At 62.8% G+C, this 19,375-nt stretch carries 12 protein-coding genes and 2 pseudogenes; 9 read left to right on the top strand and 5 right to left on the bottom strand.

Going from position 1 to position 19,375, the window contains the following annotated elements; genetic code table 11:
- Positions 1-26 precede the first annotated feature (26 nt).
- On the bottom strand, positions 27-2,132 hold the full coding sequence (locus ABLE93_RS23575; protein ID WP_348842187.1) for a 3-hydroxyacyl-CoA dehydrogenase NAD-binding domain-containing protein: 2,106 nt from the start codon (positions 2,130-2,132) through the stop codon (positions 27-29).
- Positions 2,129-4,246, bottom strand: a complete 2,118-nt coding sequence (locus ABLE93_RS23570; RefSeq protein ID WP_348842186.1) for an acetate--CoA ligase family protein — start codon at positions 4,244-4,246, stop codon at positions 2,129-2,131. The genes ABLE93_RS23575 and ABLE93_RS23570 overlap by 4 nt, the downstream gene beginning before the upstream one ends.
- 229 nt (positions 4,247-4,475) lie before the next feature.
- On the opposite strand from ABLE93_RS23570, the gene gcvA reads away from it, so the two are divergent.
- The 9 genes from gcvA to ABLE93_RS23525 all read left to right on the top strand — a co-directional run bounded on the left by gcvA (position 4,476) and on the right by ABLE93_RS23525 (position 16,320).
- Positions 4,476-5,369: a transcriptional regulator GcvA gene (gene gcvA, locus ABLE93_RS23565; RefSeq protein ID WP_348842185.1), complete on the top strand. Its 894-nt coding sequence runs from the start codon at positions 4,476-4,478 to the stop codon at positions 5,367-5,369.
- 491 nt (positions 5,370-5,860) lie between these two features.
- On the top strand, positions 5,861-7,030 hold the full coding sequence (locus ABLE93_RS23560) for an acyl-CoA dehydrogenase family protein (protein ID WP_348842184.1): 1,170 nt from the start codon (positions 5,861-5,863) through the stop codon (positions 7,028-7,030).
- A 105-nt stretch (positions 7,031-7,135) separates the two neighbouring features.
- On the top strand, positions 7,136-8,356 hold the full coding sequence (locus ABLE93_RS23555) for an ABC transporter substrate-binding protein (RefSeq protein ID WP_348842183.1): 1,221 nt from the start codon (positions 7,136-7,138) through the stop codon (positions 8,354-8,356).
- A 406-nt stretch (positions 8,357-8,762) separates the two neighbouring features.
- Positions 8,763-9,653, top strand: a complete 891-nt coding sequence (locus ABLE93_RS23550; protein WP_348842182.1) for an NAD(P)-dependent oxidoreductase — start codon at positions 8,763-8,765, stop codon at positions 9,651-9,653.
- 8 nt (positions 9,654-9,661) lie between these two features.
- Positions 9,662-11,065 (top strand): MmgE/PrpD family protein, encoded by a 1,404-nt coding sequence (locus ABLE93_RS23545; protein ID WP_348842181.1) that lies wholly within the window; start codon positions 9,662-9,664, stop codon positions 11,063-11,065.
- A gap of 183 nt (positions 11,066-11,248) precedes the next feature.
- Positions 11,249-12,700, top strand: a complete 1,452-nt coding sequence (locus ABLE93_RS23540; RefSeq protein ID WP_348842180.1) for an NAD-dependent succinate-semialdehyde dehydrogenase — start codon at positions 11,249-11,251, stop codon at positions 12,698-12,700.
- 53 nt (positions 12,701-12,753) lie between these two features.
- Complete coding sequence (locus ABLE93_RS23535; protein WP_348842179.1) at positions 12,754-14,529, top strand: flavin-containing monooxygenase; 1,776 nt, start codon at positions 12,754-12,756, stop codon at positions 14,527-14,529.
- A gap of 245 nt (positions 14,530-14,774) precedes the next feature.
- Complete coding sequence (locus ABLE93_RS23530; RefSeq protein WP_348842178.1) at positions 14,775-15,710, top strand: SMP-30/gluconolactonase/LRE family protein; 936 nt, start codon at positions 14,775-14,777, stop codon at positions 15,708-15,710.
- A 148-nt stretch (positions 15,711-15,858) separates the two neighbouring features.
- A complete protein-coding gene (locus tag ABLE93_RS23525; RefSeq protein WP_348842177.1) occupies positions 15,859-16,320 on the top strand; it encodes a DUF3237 domain-containing protein in 462 nt (153 codons plus the stop codon).
- A 161-nt stretch (positions 16,321-16,481) separates the two neighbouring features.
- On the opposite strand, the pseudogene ABLE93_RS23520 reads toward ABLE93_RS23525, so the two are convergent.
- From ABLE93_RS23520 to ABLE93_RS23505, 3 genes and pseudogenes are all read right to left on the bottom strand, one after another.
- Positions 16,482-17,607 (bottom strand): annotated as a pseudogene (locus ABLE93_RS23520) (ISAs1 family transposase).
- A gap of 612 nt (positions 17,608-18,219) precedes the next feature.
- A pseudogene (locus ABLE93_RS27070) lies at positions 18,220-18,599 on the bottom strand (cupin domain-containing protein); the annotation flags it as partial.
- A gap of 124 nt (positions 18,600-18,723) precedes the next feature.
- Positions 18,724-18,852, bottom strand: coding sequence for a hypothetical protein (locus ABLE93_RS23505; protein ID WP_348842176.1), 129 nt, complete (start codon positions 18,850-18,852; stop codon positions 18,724-18,726).
- Between the last annotated feature and the right edge of the window lie 523 nt (positions 18,853-19,375).

The raw sequence follows: 19,375 nt of genomic DNA, 5'->3' as shown, positions 1-19,375 counted from the left end.
CGGGGCCTCGCTTCGAATGGCGGCCCCTAGCCTCTGGCCCGGACGGGCCCCCGGGCAGAGGGCGGCCTGAGGAGAAGGGACAGGTCCCCGCGACGGGTGCCGGGGCCGGCGAGGGTCACGAGCGAATCGCAGTCGCTGATGAGCCGCCCGGGGTCCTCGTTCCGCGCCCAGTGAACCGGGCCACCCGCCCAGCGCGGAAAGCCGTAGCCGTTCACCAGAACCACGTCGATGTCGTCCGCATTCATCGCGGCGCCATCGGCAAGGGCAACGGCCGCCTCGTTGGCCAGAGCGAGCAGCGCCCGGCGAACGATTTCCTCGGCGGTGAAGGAATGGCGCGTGCGCCCAGCGTCCGCCGAGGCGGCCAGAATGATGGCTTCCACCTCCGGATCGGGCGCACCGCGCGCGGGGCCATCCTTATAGCGATAATAGCCGGCTCCGGTCTTGCGACCGAGCCGTCCCATTTCGCACAGCAGGTCCGGGATGGTGACGTAACGCGCGGCCGGGTCGCGGGTGGAGGCCTGCTGCAGGCGCATGCGCCAGGCAATGTCGAGGCCGGAGAGATCGGCCACGGCGAACGGCCCCATGGCGAAGCCGAAGGCTTCCAGGGCCTTGTCCACGTCCTGCGGAAGGGCCCCCTCCTCGAGCATGAACTCGCAGTGGCGACGATAGGCGGCATAAAGGCGGTTGCCGATGAAGCCGAACCGATTGCCGGCCACCACCGGCTGCTTGCCGAGCCGGTTCGCCAGGGCAAGACCCGTGGCGAGGGCGTCTTCAGCGCTGTCCTTGCCGCGCACTACTTCCAGCAGACGCATCACATGGGCGGGGCTGAAGAAATGCAGGCCGATCACGTCCTGCGGCCGACCCGTCGCGGCGGCGATGGCGTCCAGATTGAGATAGGAGGTGTTGGAGGCCAAGACCGCGCCGGGCTTGGCGAGGCCATCAAGGGTGCGGAACACCGCTGTCTTCACGGCGAGGTCTTCGACCACGGCCTCTGCGATGAGGTCACAGTCTGCAAGGGTGCCGAGGTCGAGGCCCGCCGTCAGGCGGGCGCTCATAGCGTTCACATCCGCTTCGGTCAGGCGTCCGGTTTCCACACGCCGGGCGATTTGGGCTTTGATGGTGGTAAGACCCCGTTGGAGCGCCGCCGGGTCTCGCTCGACCAGCACCACGGATAGATCCGTCTGGAGGGCGGCCAGCGCGATGCCCGCGCCCATGGTGCCCGCGCCCACCACACCGAAACGGGCGAGGGGACGCGGCGGCACTTTGTTGAGGCCACCGCCGCGGGCGGCTTCGCGCTCTGCGAAGAAGAGGTGGCGGATCGCCTTTGCCTCGGGTGAAACCCTCAAGCGTTGAAAGTCGGCTCGCTCGTCGGCCAATGCCCGTGCGGCTGGCACGCTGCGGGCGGCGCGCACGTGCCGGATCGCAGCAGCAATGTGGGGAAGGTTGCGGCCGGCCTTAAGGGCCGTTGCGGCGGCCACCTCCTCGTCGGCGCCGTCGTCGGGTACGGCACGCTCAATCACCAAGCTCTTGCGACCGGTGAGGGTAAGTGCAAGGGCCGTGGCGGCCGCGCGCAGGTTGCCCTTCGCCACCTGATCGATCATGCCGTAGCGCAAAGCCTCTTCGGCTTCAACGCGGCGGCCGGAGCACACGAGATCGATGGCGAGGGTGGTGCCGACCATGCGGGGCAGGCGCTGGGTGCCGCCAGCGCCGGGGATCATGCCCAGCGTTGCCTCGGGCAGGGCCACCACCGTGGCGGCGGTTGCGATGCGAGCGTCGCAGCCGAGGGCCAGCTCGAAACCACCGCCTAGCGCTGCACCGTGCAACGCTGCCACCACCGTCTTCGGGCAGTCCTCGACGGCGCGGATTACCGCCGGCAACTGAGGCTCGGCCAGTGGCAGGTCGAACTCCTTTAGATCGGAGCCGGAAATGAAGGAGCGGCCGTCACCCATGATCACAACGGCCGCAACCGAGGGGTCAGACGCTACCGCGGTCAAGGCTGCAAGTAGCCCTTCGCGCACCGCTAGGGAGCCGGCATTCACCGGTGGATTGTCGATGAGAATGACGGCGACGGCCCCCTCCCGCTCGGTGCGGACCGCGGGGCGGGGCTCGGCGGCAGGCGCTGAAGAGGTCATCGGGCGTACTCCGCGACACGCACGAGTGCGTCCACGGCGACCACGCCCTCGCCCTCAGGCAGTATGAGGACGGGGTTGATCTCGGCGTCCAGCACCACTTGGTCCCTCAGAGCGGCAAGGCGAGAGACCGCGACAATGGCGTCCGTCAGAGCGTCCAGGTCACCCCTGGGCTTGCCTCGATAGCCCGCGAAGATCTTCATCGCCCGCACCTCCTGGATCATGGCGCGAGCACCGTCACGATCCACCGGGGCGAGCCGGAGGGCGCGGTCGTGGTAGAGTTCGGTGAAGACACCGCCCGCTGCGAGAATCACGATCGGCCCCACCTGCGGGTCCCGCCGCAGGCCGATCAACGCCTCACCTAGGCCTCGCTGCATGGGCTGCACCAGGATGCGCGAAACGCTCGTGCCGGGCCGGCGTGCCTCCACCGTTCGGCGGATGTCTTCGATGGCGCGGGCAAGGGCCGCCTGGTCCTGGATGCCTAGCACGACACCGCCGACGTCTGTCTTGTGCGCAATGTTGGCGTCGAGCACCTTCGCCACGACGGGATAGGGGAAGGGCAGCTCCGGAATGTCGGTGCCCGGTGCCACGAGCGCGACCGGCGCGTGGGTGATGCCGACGGAACGAAAGAGATCGTAGGCCTCCGCCTCATCGAGCATGCGCGCGGGACCAGAAGTGGCGTAAGACGGCTCCAGCAAAGGCAGGTCCGGCCGAGGAGGGCGGCGGGAGAAGGCGGCGGCGATGACATCCCCGCAGGTTTCCGGCGACCGGAAATTCGGGATGCCGGCCGCGGCGAGGTGCAGGAGGGCATTCGGCGCGTCGGGTACGACGAAGGCGGCGAAGGGGCGTTCGTGCGTGCGAGCGGTATCCACCAGTGGCTTGACCGCCAGATCTGGCTGAAAGCGGGCGGAGGAGCCCACCGTCGCCAGCACCAGGTCGAACTCCGGCGCCTTGAGCATCACGTCAAGGGTCGCTTTCATGACGTCGTAACGGGTGCCCGCGAGAGTCAAGTCGACGATGCGGCCGTGCCCGCCATCCACGCCCGCCGCAGCGAGCCGCTCCCGGGTCGCGTCCGAAGGTGCGACCACGGACACGCCACGGATTGCAAGCTGGTCCACGACCATGGCGGCGCCTCCGCCTGTGGTGGTCACCACCCCGACGGTCGGCGCGCGGTGGCGAGGGCTGGACGGTAATCGCTGGAGCAGGGGCAAGATGTCGATGAGCCCCTCGAAGGACTCGACCCGGGCGATGCCGCATTCGCGCAGGAAGGTGTCGGCAATGTCGTCTGCACCGGCGAGGGCGCCGGTGTGGGACACGGCAAGTTCCGCCGCCTCTGGCGAACGACCTAGCTTGTACGCGGCGACCGGCTTGCCCCGCTGCGCCGCCTGGAGAGCAAAGGCCTGCAACGTGTCAGCATGGCGCATGGTCTCGATGAAAAGCAGGTAGCCGGTAATCTCGGGATCATCGAGGGTCGCGGCGCAGATCTCGCCCATGGAGAGGTCGCTTTCCGCCCCAACCGAGACCAATCCCGCGAAGCCAACACCGCGTGCCTTGCCACGCGAGAGGAGCGCGCCGATGAGGCTGCCGGAGTGTGACCCGACAAAGACGGAGCCCACGGGCAGGTTGGGTTCGGCGAAGGCAGCGTTGGCGGTGAGAATCAGCTTTTCCTTCAGGTTGGCGACGCCGATGCTGGAGGGGCCGAGTACCCGCACGCCGTGGCGCCGCGCCACCTCCTTCAGCCACATCTCGTTGACAGCGCCTTCCGGCCCCGCTTCCGAGAAACCGCCGGCCAGGATCGTCGCCACCGGAATTCCGAGCCGCCCGCATTCCTCCACGGTGGTTATGGCCGCCTGCGTGCCGGTGAGGATGAAGGCGTGGTCCGGCACCTCCGGCAATGCCGACAATGAGGGAAAGGCGGGCTCGCCCTGCACCGTTGCGCGAGAGGGGTTCACCGGATAGATGCGGCCGGCGAAACCCGCCCGGCGCAGAAAGGCGAGCGGGCGCGCCGCCGTCTTCGTCATATCGTCCGAGATGCCGACGAGGGCGACGGAGCGCGGATGCAGAAGGGCCTGGGCCCAATGGGGCGCTGAAGTGGAGATGGCGGGCAGGGAGATCATGATACACACTGCTTGGGTGACGGATGCGGGGGCGCCCGACACCGGGTTTCATGGAAAGCGGCCAAGCCGCCGGTTCTTCTGCCTTGGCGACCCTGCCGAAGGCGTCATGTTCGCAGAAGGTGACGGGCATGCCGATGCCAGCTTGAGTGTTCCCGTCTTTTTTCGGTCTTGCCGGGCGAGAGCAACTTCCTACTTGTCGGCCCATCATGAGATTTAGTAATGTAGTTACATGAGCGCCCGTTTACCGCCCTTGAATCCGCTGCATGTATTTGTGTGTGCGGCGCGGCATTGCAGTTTCACCCGGGCGGCAGAGGAACTCAGCGTCAGCCAATCCGCCGTGAGCCGGCAGGTTGCTGTCTTGGAGCATTTTCTGGGGTTGCGCCTTTTTTTGCGCGAGCGCCCGGGTTTGAGGCTCACTCCGAACGGGGTGCAGTATCTGGCCGAGGTGGGACCTGCTTTCCAGGCCATCGTGGACGCCACCGACCGGCTCACCCAAACCTCCGAGCGCGAACCGCTGCGCCTCCAAGTTTACCAGACCTTCATGGCCAAGTGGCTGATGCGCCGCCTCCCAGAGTTCCAGGCGCTCCATCCCGAGGTGCAGATCCGAATCAATTCCAGCGTGGTTCCGGTGGACTTCACCCGCCACCGGGTGGATGCCGCCATCCAATTGGGCAACGGTGACTGGCCAGGTATGCAAGTAACGCTCCTGTTCGGAGATTCATTCGAGCCCGTGTGCAGCCCGAAGCTCCTGGAAACCGGGCCGCCCATCGAGAGACCGCTGGATCTCCTGCGGTATCCGGTCCTGCATTCCCATTATCGCCGCCGCGACTGGGATCATTGGTTCGCCTCCCTCGGCCTCGTCATGCCGAAGGAGGAGCAGCCGACGATCTTCCCGAGTTCGCTGCTCACCTATCAGGCGGCCGTGGACGGGCTCGGCATTGCCATGGGCCAGCCAACCATGCTGAAGACGGAACTCGACAACCGCAGCCTTGTTTGCCCCTATCCCCACTCGGTCAAGCGAGACCTCGGCTATTATTTCGTGATCCCGGAGGCCATGGGCAACCGCCGTCGCCTGCGCAATTTCCGCAACTGGCTGGTCAAGGAGGCCGGCAAGGATCGCTGATGTCCGCTCCAAAGAGGGCTGGCCGGCGCACTCGCGAAAAGTTTTGTTCAACCCGGAGACCTGCCTGAGCGGGCGATAGACGCAATTGCCCTCCGGTGATGGACCTCAGCCGCAGCTCTACCGATTTGGAAAGCTCTGCTGGAAACATGATAAAAAGTCATGCTTCTATGATATCTTTGAAGTGTTAAGTCCTTTCACTGCGGGGCAACCTTCCCCGTGACGCAGCCCGGCGAGCCCCAGCAACACGCTGATCCGGAGCGGGTCGCAGGGAGGATTGAGCTAAGCCGCAACGGTGGAGTGCTTTCGCGCCGTTCCAGGCTTATCAGTGCACCGACTCCATTCCGCGCTGGCGACCCGGCATCCCCGCCGGAACGCCCCCGACAACGTTGGCGGCAACGGGAATGTTGCGTGATCGATCCGTCGTGCGTTGTTGGTGCGGCAAACCCTCCGCGGAAAGTTACTGGACAGATTGAGACATTGGATACACCTAGATGAAATTCGCAATGACCGAAGAGCAGCAGTTGTTTGCCGATTCTGTGCGGCGGTTCGCGGAAAACAACCTGCGTGAGGGGGCTCTCAAGCGTGCCCATGACCCGCGCTTTCCCTTGGATGTGGCTCGGGAACTGGCTGGACTGGGCTTGCTCGGTATCACCATTCCGCAGGGGGACGGCGGCCAGGGGGGTACCCTCATGGACGCGGTCATCGCCATTGAGCAGATCGCAGCCGTATGCCCGCGCAGCGCCGACGTGGTGCAGGCTGGAAATTTCGGCCCGATCCGCACCTTCGCAGAATATGCCAGCGCTGAGCAGAAGCGCCGCTTCATGCCCGATCTCTTGGAGGGGCGCAAGGTCATCAGCCTCGGCATGACGGAGCCAGACGCCGGCTCCGCCCTGACTGAGTTGCGCACCACGGCGCGCGAGGATGGCGACAGCTATATCGTCAACGGCACGAAGGTGTTCTCCACTCACAGCCCCGATGCCGACCTGTTCCTCGTGTATGTGCGCTTCGGGCCCGGCGTGAAGGGCATTGGCTCGGTTCTCCTGGAGCGCGGCATGCCGGGCTTCTCCATTGGCCAGCCCTCGCCCTTCATGAGCGGGGAGGAGTGGTGTCAGCTCTATTTCGAGGACTGCCGCGTCCCCAAAGCCAATCTGCTGCTCGGCCCCGGTGGGTTCAAGAAGCAAATCTCTGGCTTCAATGTGGAGCGCCTCGGCAATTCCTCTCGTGCCCTCGCCCTTGGTCGCTACGCCTTCAACCTCGCCCGTGACCATGCGATGACGCGGCGCCAGTTCGGTCGCGCCCTGTGTGAATTCCAGGGGCTCCAGTGGAAGTTCGCTGACATGGCGTTGAAGCTCGAGAGTGCACAACTTCTGCTTTATCGCGCCGCTACCAATGCAGGAGAGGATGGCCTTCCGGACCCATACGAGACCGCCATCGCCAAGGCAGCCTGCAATCTTGCCGGCTTCGATGTGGCGAACGAGGCGGTGCAGATCATGGGCGGAATCGGTTACAGCCAGGAGGCTCTGGCCGAATACTGCATGCGCCGCACCCGTGGCTGGATGATTGCCGGCGGCTCGGTCGAGATCCTGAAAAACCGTATCGCGGAGCATGTCTTCGACCGCCGCTTCGACCAGCGGGCGCAACAGGCGGTGGCTGCCGAATAGCAAATGCCGCGCATTCACGCGCCTTTCAAACTCATGTATTCAGAATTCGATTCTAGCGTGCACTGAGATATACCCTGTACATAATAATAAACACTGGAGGAAAGAATGCGTACGATGCATTGTGTTGTCGCCATATCAGCTCTGCTCATGGCATCACCACTTAGGGCGGCAGAGCAAGATACAAAGCCAATTCGCATCGCTGTGATGAACGATCAGAGCGGCATCTACTCTGAAGTCGGAGGGCTAGGCTCCGTTGTCGCGGCTCGTCTCGCTGTTGAGGAGTTCGGGGGAGAGATCAACGGCCGCAAGATCGAAGTGGTTGGCATCGACCATCAGAACAAGCCCGACATTGCCGCGGCAGCGGCCCGCAAGGGCATCGCGGTGGACGGGTTCAATGTCATCGCCGATGGTGCCTCGTCCGCAGCGGGCCTTGCGATCAACGAAGTGACCAAAGCCAATGACACGATCTTCATAGCGGCCGGTGTTGCGTCGACCGAGCTCACCGGAAAGGGTTGTGGCCTGACGACCTTCCAATTTACCTACGACACCTACGCGCTGGCAAACGGAACGGCAAACGCTGTCGTAAAACAGGGTGGTGATACATGGTTCTTTATCACTGCTGACTACGTCTTCGGCCATGCCCTTCAGAAGGAGGCGACCAAGTTCATCGAAAAGGCTGGGGGCAAGGTGGTTGGCTCGGTCAAGCATCCGACGGGAACGCAAGACTTTTCCTCATTCCTTCTGCAGGCGCAAGCCTCTCGGGCAAAGATCATCGGCCTTGCAAATGCAGGCGCGGATACCGTCAATGCCGTGAAGCAGGGCCAGGAGTTTGGCCTCCTTGATGGAGGGCAAAATTTTGCTGGCCTTCTTATCTTCCTGTCTGATGTGCATGCGATGGGTCTGAAAAATGCCAAGGGCCTCCTGCTGACGACGTCATTCTATTGGGACCTGACGGAGGAGACCCGCAAGTTCTCGTCGCGGTTTGGCGCACAGATGAACGGACGGATGCCCACCATGATTCATGCGGGCGTCTATAGCGGCGTGAAGCACTATCTGAAGGCAGTGAAGGCGAGCGGATCCGTCGATCCACGCGTGGTGGCCCGGAAGATGCGGCAGACGCCAGTCAACGACGCATACAATGCCAATGTGGAAATTCGGCCCGATGGTCGCGTCTTGCATGACATGTATCTCATGCGGGTGAAGTCGCCGGCCGAATCCAAGGGGCCTTACGATTATTACAAGGTGGTCGACAAGATTTCCGGCTCGGATGCCTTCAGGCCGCTGTCCGAAAGCGAGTGCCCGCTGGTCCAGCATTCCCAGAATTGATGGACTATCTCCCGGTGCCGAGCTTGGGCTCTCTTGTTCTATCCATGGGAACGTACTCCCGATGGAACAAGAAAGACGGTGCATCGGGATGCGGGAAGAAGACCGGGCAGCGCCATTCTTCGAACTTCGGAGTGCCAGAGCGCGACGGCGCGGGCGTCGTTGAATTTCTGGGTGTTTCCAGACAGGGCGTGGCTGAAGCGCTTTTGGATCGACGGGATGGCAGTTCGTTGCGTTTTGGCCCAAGCATTCTGCAGAACCCAGTACTGGTCGATGGTCGAGCTAATGTTCAACGATAATGTTGAATAAGGTGGCGTGTTCAAGAGGCGGCTTCGGGAAGACGTGGCCTGTGGATTTCGCCGCATTGATCGATCGCCAGGGTCCGAATATTTCCCAAGGAGTACGTGACATGAAGGCAATCGGGAGCCTCGGCTTCATCGGCCTCGGCGTCATGGGTGAGCCCATGTGCGCCAACCTCGTCCGCAAGAGCCCACTGCCCGTCACCGGCACTGATTTGAAGCGCGAACCGATTGAGCGTTTGACTGCCATCGGTCTCAAACCGGCCGACACCATCGCTGGCGTGGCGCGGGCGGCGGACGTGATTTTTCTCTCCCTGCCCAGCGGCGCGCAGGTGGAGGAGGTGTGTTTCGGCCTTGGCGGCATCGCCGCCGCCAAGGGCCGGGTGCACACCGTGGTGGACATGAGCACCAGCCCGGTGAAGCTTACCCGCGAGCTCGCCGAGCGCATGGCAGCCCATGGCATTACTTTCGTGGATGCTCCCGTCGCCCGTATGCGGCAGGCGGCGAAGGACGGCACGCTCTCCATCATGGTCGGCGGCACGCCGGAGGTATTCGGGGCGGTGCGCCCGTTCCTCGCCACCATGGGCACGGACATCACCCATTGCGGCGGTATCGGCAGCGGGCAAGTGGTGAAGGTTCTCAACAATATGGTGGTCTTCATGACCGTCAACGCGCTGGCCGAGGCCCTCGCCATCGGCCGCGCCGCCGGGGTCGATGGCGCGCTGCTGTTCGACGTGATGTCCAAGGGCTCCGCCGACAGCTTCGCCCTGCGTACGCCGGGCCTCAAATCGCTGGTACCCGATACGTTCCCAGAGCAGACATTCCCGACCGACTACGCCATCAAGGACATAAAGCTGGCCCTCGAGCTGGCGAGCCAGGGAGGCATCGACGCACAGGCAGCGAAGCACACCCGGGAGATGTTGGAGGCGACCAGCAAGGCCGGGTACGGGCGTGCCTACTATCCCGCCATGATCCGTCTCATCGAAGCCACCAAGGTCTGAACCGCGCCATGGTGGATGCTGCCCCCACGATACCTCCCACTGGCGAGACGCGCGCCCTTCTCTCCTTTGTCGCCGGCCTGTCGTGGCACGACCTCGACGACGAGGTGAGACACGCCGCGTGCCGGCACCTGCTCGATACCGTCGGCGTCATGGTGGCGGGCTGCGCCGGCGACGTGGCGGCACGGCTCGACGGCGTGCTGGCTGCGGTGAGGCCGGCTGGTGCTGTTCCCGTCCCCGGCCGAACGCGTCGGGTAGATGCGCTTGACGCCGCTCATCTGGGCGGCACGGGTGCCCATGGAATCGAGCTTGATGACGGCTATCGCCAGGGCTCCGTGCATCCTGGCGTTGCCGTGGTGCCTGCGTTGCTCGTCCATGCCCATGGCCGGCAGGTATCCGGCGTGCGCCTGCTGGAAGCGCTGGTGGCTGGCTACGAGACGGTGACGGCGGTGGCTCGGACCTGCCATCCGGACCTCCGGCAGCGCGGCTTCCACCCGACCGGCTGTGTAGGGCCGCTGGGAGCCGCGATGGCTGTCGGCCGCCTCGCAGGCCTGGACGAGGCTGGTCTCGGCCACGCCCTCGGTCTCGCCGCCAGCGGCGCCGGCGGCCTGTTTGCCTTTCTCGGCGGGGGTGGGGACGTGAAGCGCCTGCACGCTGGCCACGCCGCCCGCGAGGGGCTGATCGCGACGCTGCTCGCGGCCGGGGGCGTTGGCGGGCCACCGGATGTGCTCGAGGCAGCGGACGGCTTTTTCCAGGCCTTCGCCTTCGGTCGCGACGCGCGGGCGCGGCGGCTCACGCTTCCTCCCGCCGCGCCATTCGGTATCACCGACTGCTACATCAAGCCCTACGCCTGCTGCCGTCATATCCAGCCGGCCGTGGAGGCACTGATGGGCCTCGTCGCCGAGCACGGCTTGAATGCGGATATAGTGGAGGCCATTGAGGTCGAGACCTACGCCATCGCCGCCAAGCACGGCGATACCGGCTGGAGCGATTTCGCCAGCGCCCAGCTCTCCTTTCCCTTCATCATGGCGCTGGGCCTCGCCCGCGGTGCTATCACCTTGTCCGATTTCACGCCGCAGGTGCGGCAGAGTCCGGCGCTGGCCGCGATCGGCGCGAGGGTCTCCGTTCGGGTCGATCCGGATCTTGACAGGCTTTATCCCGACTTTCGTCCGGCCCGGGTGACGGTGCGCACGCTGGGCGGCACCCTCGTGCGAGAGGCAAAAGAGGCGCTCGGCTCGCGCCTCGTGCCCTTCGATGATGCGGGGCTGCACGGCAAGTTCAGCAGCCTCGTCGCGCCCGTGCTCGGGACGGAGGCGGCGGAGCGCCTCCTTGTGGAACTGCTTGCCGTGGAGGAGAGCGCGGATGTCTCTTCTCTTTTGGAACTGGCCGCGCTACCAGCGGACGCGGTTCAGTGAGCCCGTCTGCCCATGAGGTTCCGGCCCTGCGCCACGCCTTCCTCCACGGGCGCGAAGTGCACACCTGCTGCTCGTGGTCTGCACTCGGCGGGTACGTGCGCTCCGTCACCCCGCCTGTGCCGATATCGCCAACGTGCTTCTGCCGCCTGCGGCTTTCCTCGACTGTGACTAGGACGTCTCGCCATGGCTTTCGCCTATCCCGAACTGCATCTCGTTGTCGCCGGCCGCCAAGTCAAAGGAGGCGGGCGGACGACCGAGCCGGTGCTGAACCCGGCCACGGGTGCGCGCCTCGCGGACTTGCCTCTCGCGACCGAAGCCGACCTGGACGAGGCGCTGGCCGCTGCCGACGTGGGCTTTTCCGTCTGGCGGCGGGTTTCCGCAGTGGATCGGGCCAAGGTACTGAAGTGCACCGCCGACCTCATGCGCGAACGGCGAGAGTACCTTGCCTTTCTCGTCACCAGCGAGTTGGGCAAGCCCCTCGCTCAAGCGCGTCTTGAGGTGGAACAGGCCGCCGGCATGTTCGAGTGGTATGCAGAAGAGGGCAAGCGCTCTTACGGGCGGATCATCCCGTCGCGGGCGGAGGGCACGCGCCAGATGAGCGTGCGGGAGCCCGTCGGTCCCATTGCCGCCTTCTCCCCCTGGAACGCACCCGCCATCACTCCGTCGCGCAAGATCGGCGGGGCGCTGGCGGCGGGCTGTTCGGTCATCGTCAAACCCTCGGAGGAGACCCCCGCCACCGCGCTCGCCATCGCGGGCATGCTGGAGGAGGCGGGCCTGCCGGCGGGCGTGCTCAGCATGGTGTTCGGCCATCCCGCCATGATCTCCGGCAAGCTCCTGTCGTCGCCGGTGATTCGCGGCATCACATTCACCGGTTCCACCGCCATCGGCAAGCTGCTCGCCAGTCAGGCGGTGCAGAGCATGAAGCGCATGACCCTGGAGCTTGGCGGCCACGCACCAGTGATCGTGTTCGACGACGTGGACGCGGAGAAGGTCGGCGTAGCCGCCGCAACCGCCAAGTACCGCAATGCCGGACAGGTCTGTACCTCGCCCACCCGATTCTACGTGCAGGCCGGCATCTATGAGCGCTTCGCCCGCGCATTCGAGGAAACGGCGAAGGCCATCACGGTGGGCGATGGTTTCGATCCGGCAACGGGTATGGGGCCGCTCGCCAATGCGCGCCGCGTGGAAGCTATGGAGGAGTTCGTGGCGGATGCGCGCCACCGCGGAATCCGCCTTTCCGCCGGAGGTGAGCGTTGCTGCAATGCCGGCTTCTTCTACCGGCCGACCTTGCTCACCGATTTCAGCGACGACTGCATGGCCGCGAATGTGGAGCCCTTCGGCCCGCTCGCCATTGCCCGGCCGTTCGAGACCTTCGACGAAGCAATTTTGAGCGCCAACCGCCTGCCGTTCGGCCTTGCCGCCTATGCGATGACAAACGATGTGCGCCGCGCTCATGCGGTCGCTGAAGCGATAGAGGCCGGAAACGTGATCCTCAACCACTGGACGGTCTCCTTGCCCGAAACGCCATTCGGCGGTGTGAAGGAGAGCGGCTTCGGTAGCGAGGGCGGGCTGGAGGGGCTCCAGGCATTCCAGAACACAAAATTTATCAGCACCCTTGCGCTGCAAGGATTCTGATGTTCATCAGAATCCAGGCTTCCTGGCCACGCAGCTAAAAGAACGGAGGAAACATGAATAACCTCTACACGCCGTCATTGGACCAGGCACCAGAGCAGATCGTTCAGGCCTGGCTCACCGGACTGAACTCAGCGATGCGATCCGGCGATCTCGACGCGGTACGGATACTGTTCCGTCACGATGCTCATTGGCGTGACATCGTAGCGTTGCGATGGACCCTGGGCACGATCAGCGAGAAAGATGCGATCGCGCCTGCCTTGCTCGATGCTGCCCGCGAAAGTGGTGCCCGGGATTTCCGGATCGACGAGGAGCGTGCCGCCCCGACATTTGCCGAGCGGGCGGGTGACGCGGTGGTCGAAGCGATCTTGCGTTTCGAGACGGCTGTGGGGCACGGTGAGGGGGTGGTGCGCATCAAGCGCGCCGACGCGGTGGATTCCGTCCCCCGGGCCTGGACCCTGCTGACTGCGCTGCAGAGCATCGGTGGGCATGATGAGGAAACCGTTCGCCTGAGTCGGGAGGAACCGCCTTTCGAGCGGGATTGGCATGGTCCGAACTGGCTGGACAGACGAGAGGAGGAACGGCGGTTTGCCGACCGCGATCCCGTTGTCCTGATCGTTGGAGGAGGGCACTCCGGCCTGAGCGCAGCTGCCGCACTCAAGGCGCAGGGGATTGATGCGCTGGTGGTGGATCGCATGGCGCGCATAGGCGACAACTGGCGCAATCGCTACCACTCGCTGAAGCTGCACAACAAGACGCCCAGCAATCATCTGGCATATCTGCCGTTTCCTTCGACCTGGCCGAACTACATCGCCAAAGACAAGATCGCCAATTGGCTGGAACTTTACGTCGAAGCGTTGGACATAAATTTTTGGACGCGCACCCAGTTCGAAGGCGCGACCTATGACGAGGCGGCCGCCCACTGGTCGGCTCGCTTGCGTCTGGATGACGGCTCGCAGAGGGTGATGCGCCCGCGCCACATCATCATGGCCACCAGCGTCAGCGGCACGCCCAACATTCCAAAAATTCCGACGCTAGAGAATTTCAGCGGGGCCGTCGTGCATTCCAGCGCCTTTAGGAATGGGGCTGAGTACAAAGACAGGAATGTCTTCGTCTTTGGCACTGGCACCAGCGCGCACGACATTACCCAGGATCTGCACGGCCATGGCGCCTATGTCACCATGGTGCAGCGCAGCCCGACGGAAGTCATCAATATTGAGCCGAGCGCTCAGCTGTATGACGGCATCTTTTACGGCAAGGGGCCTTCGATCATCGACCGGGATCTGGTCAGCGCCTCCATTCCGCTGGAAGTAATGAAGCAGTCACACCGGCTATTGACGGTGAAGGCGCGCGAGTACGATGCGCCTCTGCACAAGAGATTGCAGGAGGCAGGCTTCCGACTGGACTTTGACGAGTTCGGTTGGCCGCTGAAATTCCGGACCCGTGGTGGCGGTTATTACTTCAACGTGGGCGGCTCCGACCTCATCGCCAACAAGGAGGTTGGGCTGCTGCAGTACCACGACATCGAGGGGTTTGAAGCCTCCGGTGTGCGCATGCGGGATGGAGGGCTCGTACCAGGCGAGCTTGTGGTTCTGGCGACCGGCTACAAAGGGTTGGATCACGTCGTGCGCACGCTGTTCGGGGAGGATGTATCCAAGCGCGTCGGCAGCATCTGGGGATTCGACGAATCCCAGGAGCTCCGCAGCATGTGGATGCGGACTGGCCAGCCTGGCCTGTGGTTCACAGGCGGCGCATTCTCCCAGTGCCGCATCTATTCAAAGTATCTCGCTCTGCAGATCAAGGCTGCCGAGTTGGGGCTTCTCCCGGCCTAGGCCAAATCCGTCGTATCGGCGGCAGACATCGTTAGGTCCTCCGGGGTCAAGACTCAACGGCACGGAAGCTATTGGATTCGAGAGCATTTCCCGATGCCTGAATCTTCGGAGAATGTCTTTCATCTCGGTTGGATGGTCTAGTGTTGAGTTTTGGCCCCGGTGGCCGCATCGCTCTGGGGTAAGTGGCGATGTCGCCGGCCATACGGCGTTTCACTCCGTATTCGAAGGTTGTGAAGGAAATCGTGATGGAGTCTCCTGAACTACACATCCTTGCCCATGGACTACTCTTCCCGGAGGGTCCGGTATTTTGTGCAGACGGCTCCATCATGCTGGTGGAGATTGCGCGCGGCACTGTCACCCGAATCTATCCTGACGGTACTGTTGCCGTTGTCGCCGAAACGGGCGGCGGGCCAAATGGAGCTGCGCTTGGTCCGGACGGCGCTCTTTATGTCTGCAACAATGGTGGCTTTGAGTGGCTGGAGACGCGGGATGTGCTCCGGCCGACGCTCCAAGCGTCCAATTATTCCGGTGGACGCATCGAGAGAGTCGATCTCGTCACGGGAGCAATCCGGGTCCTCTATACGTCCTGTGAGGGGCAGCCGCTGCGCGGGCCCAACGATATCGTGTTCGATACCCATGGGGGCTTCTATTTTTCGGATATGGGCAAGGTCCGAATGCATGAACGTGACCATGGCGCATTGTACTATGCGTCCATTGATGGCACCCACATCACAACCGTTGCAGCACCGTTGCTGGCGCCAAACGGGGTTGGCCTGTCTCCCGATGGTCGGATTCTATATGTAACGGAAACAGATACGGCACGGCTTTGGGCGTTTGATATCCAGGCTCCGGGGGTGGTGCGCAAGCTACCTTGGCCCTCACCGCACGGCGGCCGGCTTGTCGCCGGGCTGGGAGGCTACCAGCGGTTCGACAGCCTTGCCGTGGATGAGGCCGGCGTGATCTGTGTCGCGACCCTCGTATCCGGCGCCATCAGCGAGATCAGTCCCGACGGGACTTTGCTCCGGCAATGGACAATGCCTGATCCTTACCCCACCAACATCTGCTTTGGTGGGGATGACCTGCGTACCGCCTATATTACTCTGTCCGGCAGCGGCAGGCTCGCCACCATGCCGTGGCCTTCAGCAGGTTTACCACTGAACTTTACCGGTCGCACCGCGTGAACACGGCTCCTGACCGGAGCGAACCACGCAGTGGGGACCGCAGAAGTTCTAGGCCACGGCATCTCGCGCGCACCAATTTCGGAGCCCAAATACCAATGCGATCTACAAAGCTCGCCCACTGCCAGTTCCAGCCTTCATGGAGGCCCTCTTGAGCAACGAAATTTCCTTAAAACCTCTATTTTACCTCAAACTTCGCGTCGGCGCGCACCATAATATGGGTGTGACTCCACGGGGCTATCGCCGAGTTGCCCCCGTTTCCGGCGGTCGATTTGAAGGACGCGTGTCGGGGGAGGTTCTCCCGGGTGGAACCGACTGGATCACGCTCAATGATGATCAGTCCTGCATGCAGATTGATGTCCGCTTGCCGCTCAAGACCGACGAGGGAAGCTTGGTCATCTTGCACTATGCCGGCATACGCGCGGGAGACCCCGAGATACTGGCACGCGTTTCGAGCGGAGAGGCCGTTGACCCTGAAAGTTACTATTACTACGTGACCGGAAGCTTTGAAGCATCAGAACCCAACCTGTCTTGGCTGAACCGGCTGGTTTGCATCGGGAAGGGATCACGACGATCAACCGGGCCGGAATACGCGTTCTTTGAGGTTGCGTGAGCCGTCCACGCTTCATGCCGCCAATCCCTACCTATTTTGCAACGGGTTCATTGACACTTCCGCTCATTCGCATATACTTCTTATACTCCACTTTATACAGTATATACGTTGTCATCATCGATGAAATCCCGCGCCGGAAGTGCAGGGCTGTTCAGCGCTGATTACAGAGCGCGGTATGCGAGGATGAGATCGAGGCTGAGTGCTCCGTTCCAGAGGGCTTGAGCGACGTTGGTGGTGGCGTTGTGTCGGAGGATGTTGAGAGCGAAGCTTCTGGCGCGAGCCATGATGCCGGGGTTGTGGCGGATGCGGCTGCGATCCTCGTTGCAGGAGACGTCGCGGACATAGGGGTTGCGGTTCTCGATGCCCCAGTGGCCGCGGATGATCTCGGCCCAGATGGGCGCGGCGAGGCCTTGGGCGGATGAGACGTAGAAGGAGACCTCGGCGCGTTGCGTCCACCGGCCGGTGGCGGCTTGGCGGAGCCAGGTCTGGCGCGTGACGCGGATGATGTTCTTGATGAAGGGCTGCCATTCGCTTTTGGCGAGGGCGTCGCCGACGGGAAAGACGTCGACGGTGCGCTGCTCCTGGCGGGATCGGGCGATGTCGCGCGAGGAGGCGGTGTCGCTGGGCTGGCGCCTGTCGGCGATGGCGCGGACGTCGGCGTCCAGATTGGGCTGGTTCTCCTTGAGTTGGACCAGGAGATGGTTACCGGTCTCCAGGGCGGTGGCGAAGGTTTTTTTGGGCGTGCATGGCATCAAGGGTGAACAGGCGCCCGGTCAGGCCGAGGGTGGCGATCAAATCCTGGGCGGCGGGGATTTCGTTGCTCTTATCGTCGATCGCCAGGTGGCCGAGGATGATCTGGTCATCGCTGGCGAAGGCGCTCAGCACATGGGCCGCCTTGCGGTCGTTGAAGGCGTCAAAGCTGCCGCGCAGCGTCTTGCCGTCGATGGCCACGCAAGCAGGCTTGGCCGTGTCCCGCTCGTCGTGCGCCGGTGTCGGCAATCCAGCCGCGTGCTGGCGGAACACGGTCTCGACCGCGGCCGCGTCCAGGCCGCGGAGGATGAAGCGCACCGTCGAGTAGGCCGGAGCCTTTCGCACCGATATCCCGAACGCGGCGTTCAGGCGCTTGAGGTGGGCGCGGATGAAGGCATGGACCTGACGATACGACTGCGCTCCGGCCAGCATCGCCAGCACCGTGAACAGCAGGATCGGCGCCTGCGGGTACATCTGACCCTGACCTCGACGCGGATCGGGGATCTGGGAAAACAACGACAGCAACGTGCTGGCCATCCGAGCAACCCTCATAAACGGTTGCTCCCCATAGATTCAGACAAAAGGCTTCGAGGGAATAGCCTTCTTCGCCTCCAGCCCGGCCGCGCCGACCACCAAAGATCCTAGGGTTGAACAGCCCTGCCCATGCTGCCCATCAACGACAAACCAAGCCTGTGGCAAAGACATGGGCCGAAGAAGCCTGCACGTCACTCTTGATTACGGTCATAAGAGTGGAGTGGGAGCTAAAGAGCGGAAGTCTTGTAGCGCCCTTTGGAATGGAGGGGTCGAGAATGATTTGCCACAGCTTGGTATATTTGAAATCAACTGCGCGGCTCCCAAAAATAATATAATTTCGTCATTAGATATTTTCGGAACTACAACAAGATAACGACATCGGAGGCGGTGGCTAGGACTGGGATCGTGTCCCCAGGCGTGGTGTAGGTCTTGGCTGAGGTGGTCACCGGGGATGTTCCGGTAGGGTCTGGTTGCTTACACCAACGCCAGACCGAAAGACCCACCGATGACCACCGACATGATGAACTTCCGGGATCTTTTGGAACGGATTTGACCCGCTTCGGACGGGGCATTGTCGGGCACTGATCAAGGATCATATGCCGCGCCGATCCACACTCAAGTCGGAGCATGCGACGGGTATTGCTCATCGGATACCGGCTCGAGCCAAGTAATGTGCTTGCCGTCCAGCGCTTCCTGGATCGCCAGATGCCGCATGGCGCTATGGGCGGATGCACCGTGCCAGTGCTTCTCGCCCGGCGCGATCCATATCGTGTCTCCGGGCCGAATTTCCCTCGCGGACTCGCCATCGAGCTGAAACCATCCTTCTCCAGACATCACATATAGGGTCTGGCCAAGTGGATGCGTATCCAGCTCGGGGACAATTCCGAGATCGCGCAGAGGAGCGCCGAACCAATCTCGGCGAGTTCCTCGCGCGCCCTCTCGGAATGATCCTTCGCGTAGCGGCTGAGATCTCGGCCGACGCGGCGAGGGTCGGCGCGTTCCTTGCGGGTGAGGATGCAATGCGCAAGCTCGGCGCGCAGTTCCGGGCGGTCAGATTTGTGAAACGCCAGGGAAGCGGCTTAGAGTAGATTGCATTGATCCGCCGGCTGCGGTGGCCAGCTAGATCCTCGGTACGATCGGATGATCTGCCAATGCCGCGAATGGCACCGAATTAGCGGCGATCCAGAGAATTGACGATTGTTTGAGACCGGCAATTTCCACGGCTGTGCCTTCGAGCACGACTTTCATGGAATGACATCCCACCAAGTCATCCGCTTCAACGCGCATTAGAAATGCATTGCATGCAACACGAAGAAGCGCGCTTCCCACTTCAAAGTTAAGGTGCAAATCGGTTCCACTACGATTTATACTCGTACATAGCTCCATTAAGCTTCCGTAAAGTCGATCGATAGACATATCTCCTTTTTGCACCAGTATACTTGGTTCAAATATAAATTTCCGCATATATGCCTCCTTCCACGCCCCTGTCGTTGAAATCGCATTTTGTGAATGCACTGCGCATTGAGTTAGCATATTTTCCGAATATACGAGCGAATATTGTGTAATTCAATCAAACATATCTTTCTCAATGTGTATTGAGATCGAATCATCCCGTCGAGAATAGATTACACACACTCGATTTCCAGCGGTAACGTTCAGAAGCTTGCTATCGCTGTTGCTCTTTTTGTCCATAGTCCAACCCATCGTAACCGCCGTTCTCAGGCCACGGCCTTGAGTGGCGCGGGGGCATAGGCCCAGGGCAGCAGGTCAT

The organism is Xanthobacter pollutisoli (assembly GCF_040044995.1).
GTDB lineage: Bacteria > Pseudomonadota > Alphaproteobacteria > Rhizobiales > Xanthobacteraceae > Xanthobacter.
This window is presented reverse-complemented; position numbering and strand designations above follow the sequence as displayed.

Bases quoted from the DNA above. Each gene is read 5' to 3' on its own strand.
- ABLE93_RS23505 (WP_348842176.1), bottom strand. From the start codon at position 18,852: ATGAAAGTCGTGCTCGAAGGCACAGCCGTGGAAATTGCCGGTCTCAAA.
- ABLE93_RS23555 (WP_348842183.1), top strand. From the start codon at position 7,136: ATGCGTACGATGCATTGTGTTGTCGCCATATCAGCTCTGCTCATGGCA.
- ABLE93_RS23570 (WP_348842186.1), bottom strand. From the start codon at position 4,246: ATGATCTCCCTGCCCGCCATCTCCACTTCAGCGCCCCATTGGGCCCAG.
- ABLE93_RS23540 (WP_348842180.1), top strand. From the start codon at position 11,249: ATGGCTTTCGCCTATCCCGAACTGCATCTCGTTGTCGCCGGCCGCCAA.
- gcvA (WP_348842185.1), top strand. From the start codon at position 4,476: ATGAGCGCCCGTTTACCGCCCTTGAATCCGCTGCATGTATTTGTGTGT.
- ABLE93_RS23545 (WP_348842181.1), top strand. From the start codon at position 9,662: ATGGTGGATGCTGCCCCCACGATACCTCCCACTGGCGAGACGCGCGCC.
- ABLE93_RS23550 (WP_348842182.1), top strand. From the start codon at position 8,763: ATGAAGGCAATCGGGAGCCTCGGCTTCATCGGCCTCGGCGTCATGGGT.
- ABLE93_RS23575 (WP_348842187.1), bottom strand. From the start codon at position 2,132: ATGACCTCTTCAGCGCCTGCCGCCGAGCCCCGCCCCGCGGTCCGCACC.
- ABLE93_RS23560 (WP_348842184.1), top strand. From the start codon at position 5,861: ATGAAATTCGCAATGACCGAAGAGCAGCAGTTGTTTGCCGATTCTGTG.
- ABLE93_RS23530 (WP_348842178.1), top strand. From the start codon at position 14,775: ATGGAGTCTCCTGAACTACACATCCTTGCCCATGGACTACTCTTCCCG.
- ABLE93_RS23535 (WP_348842179.1), top strand. From the start codon at position 12,754: ATGAATAACCTCTACACGCCGTCATTGGACCAGGCACCAGAGCAGATC.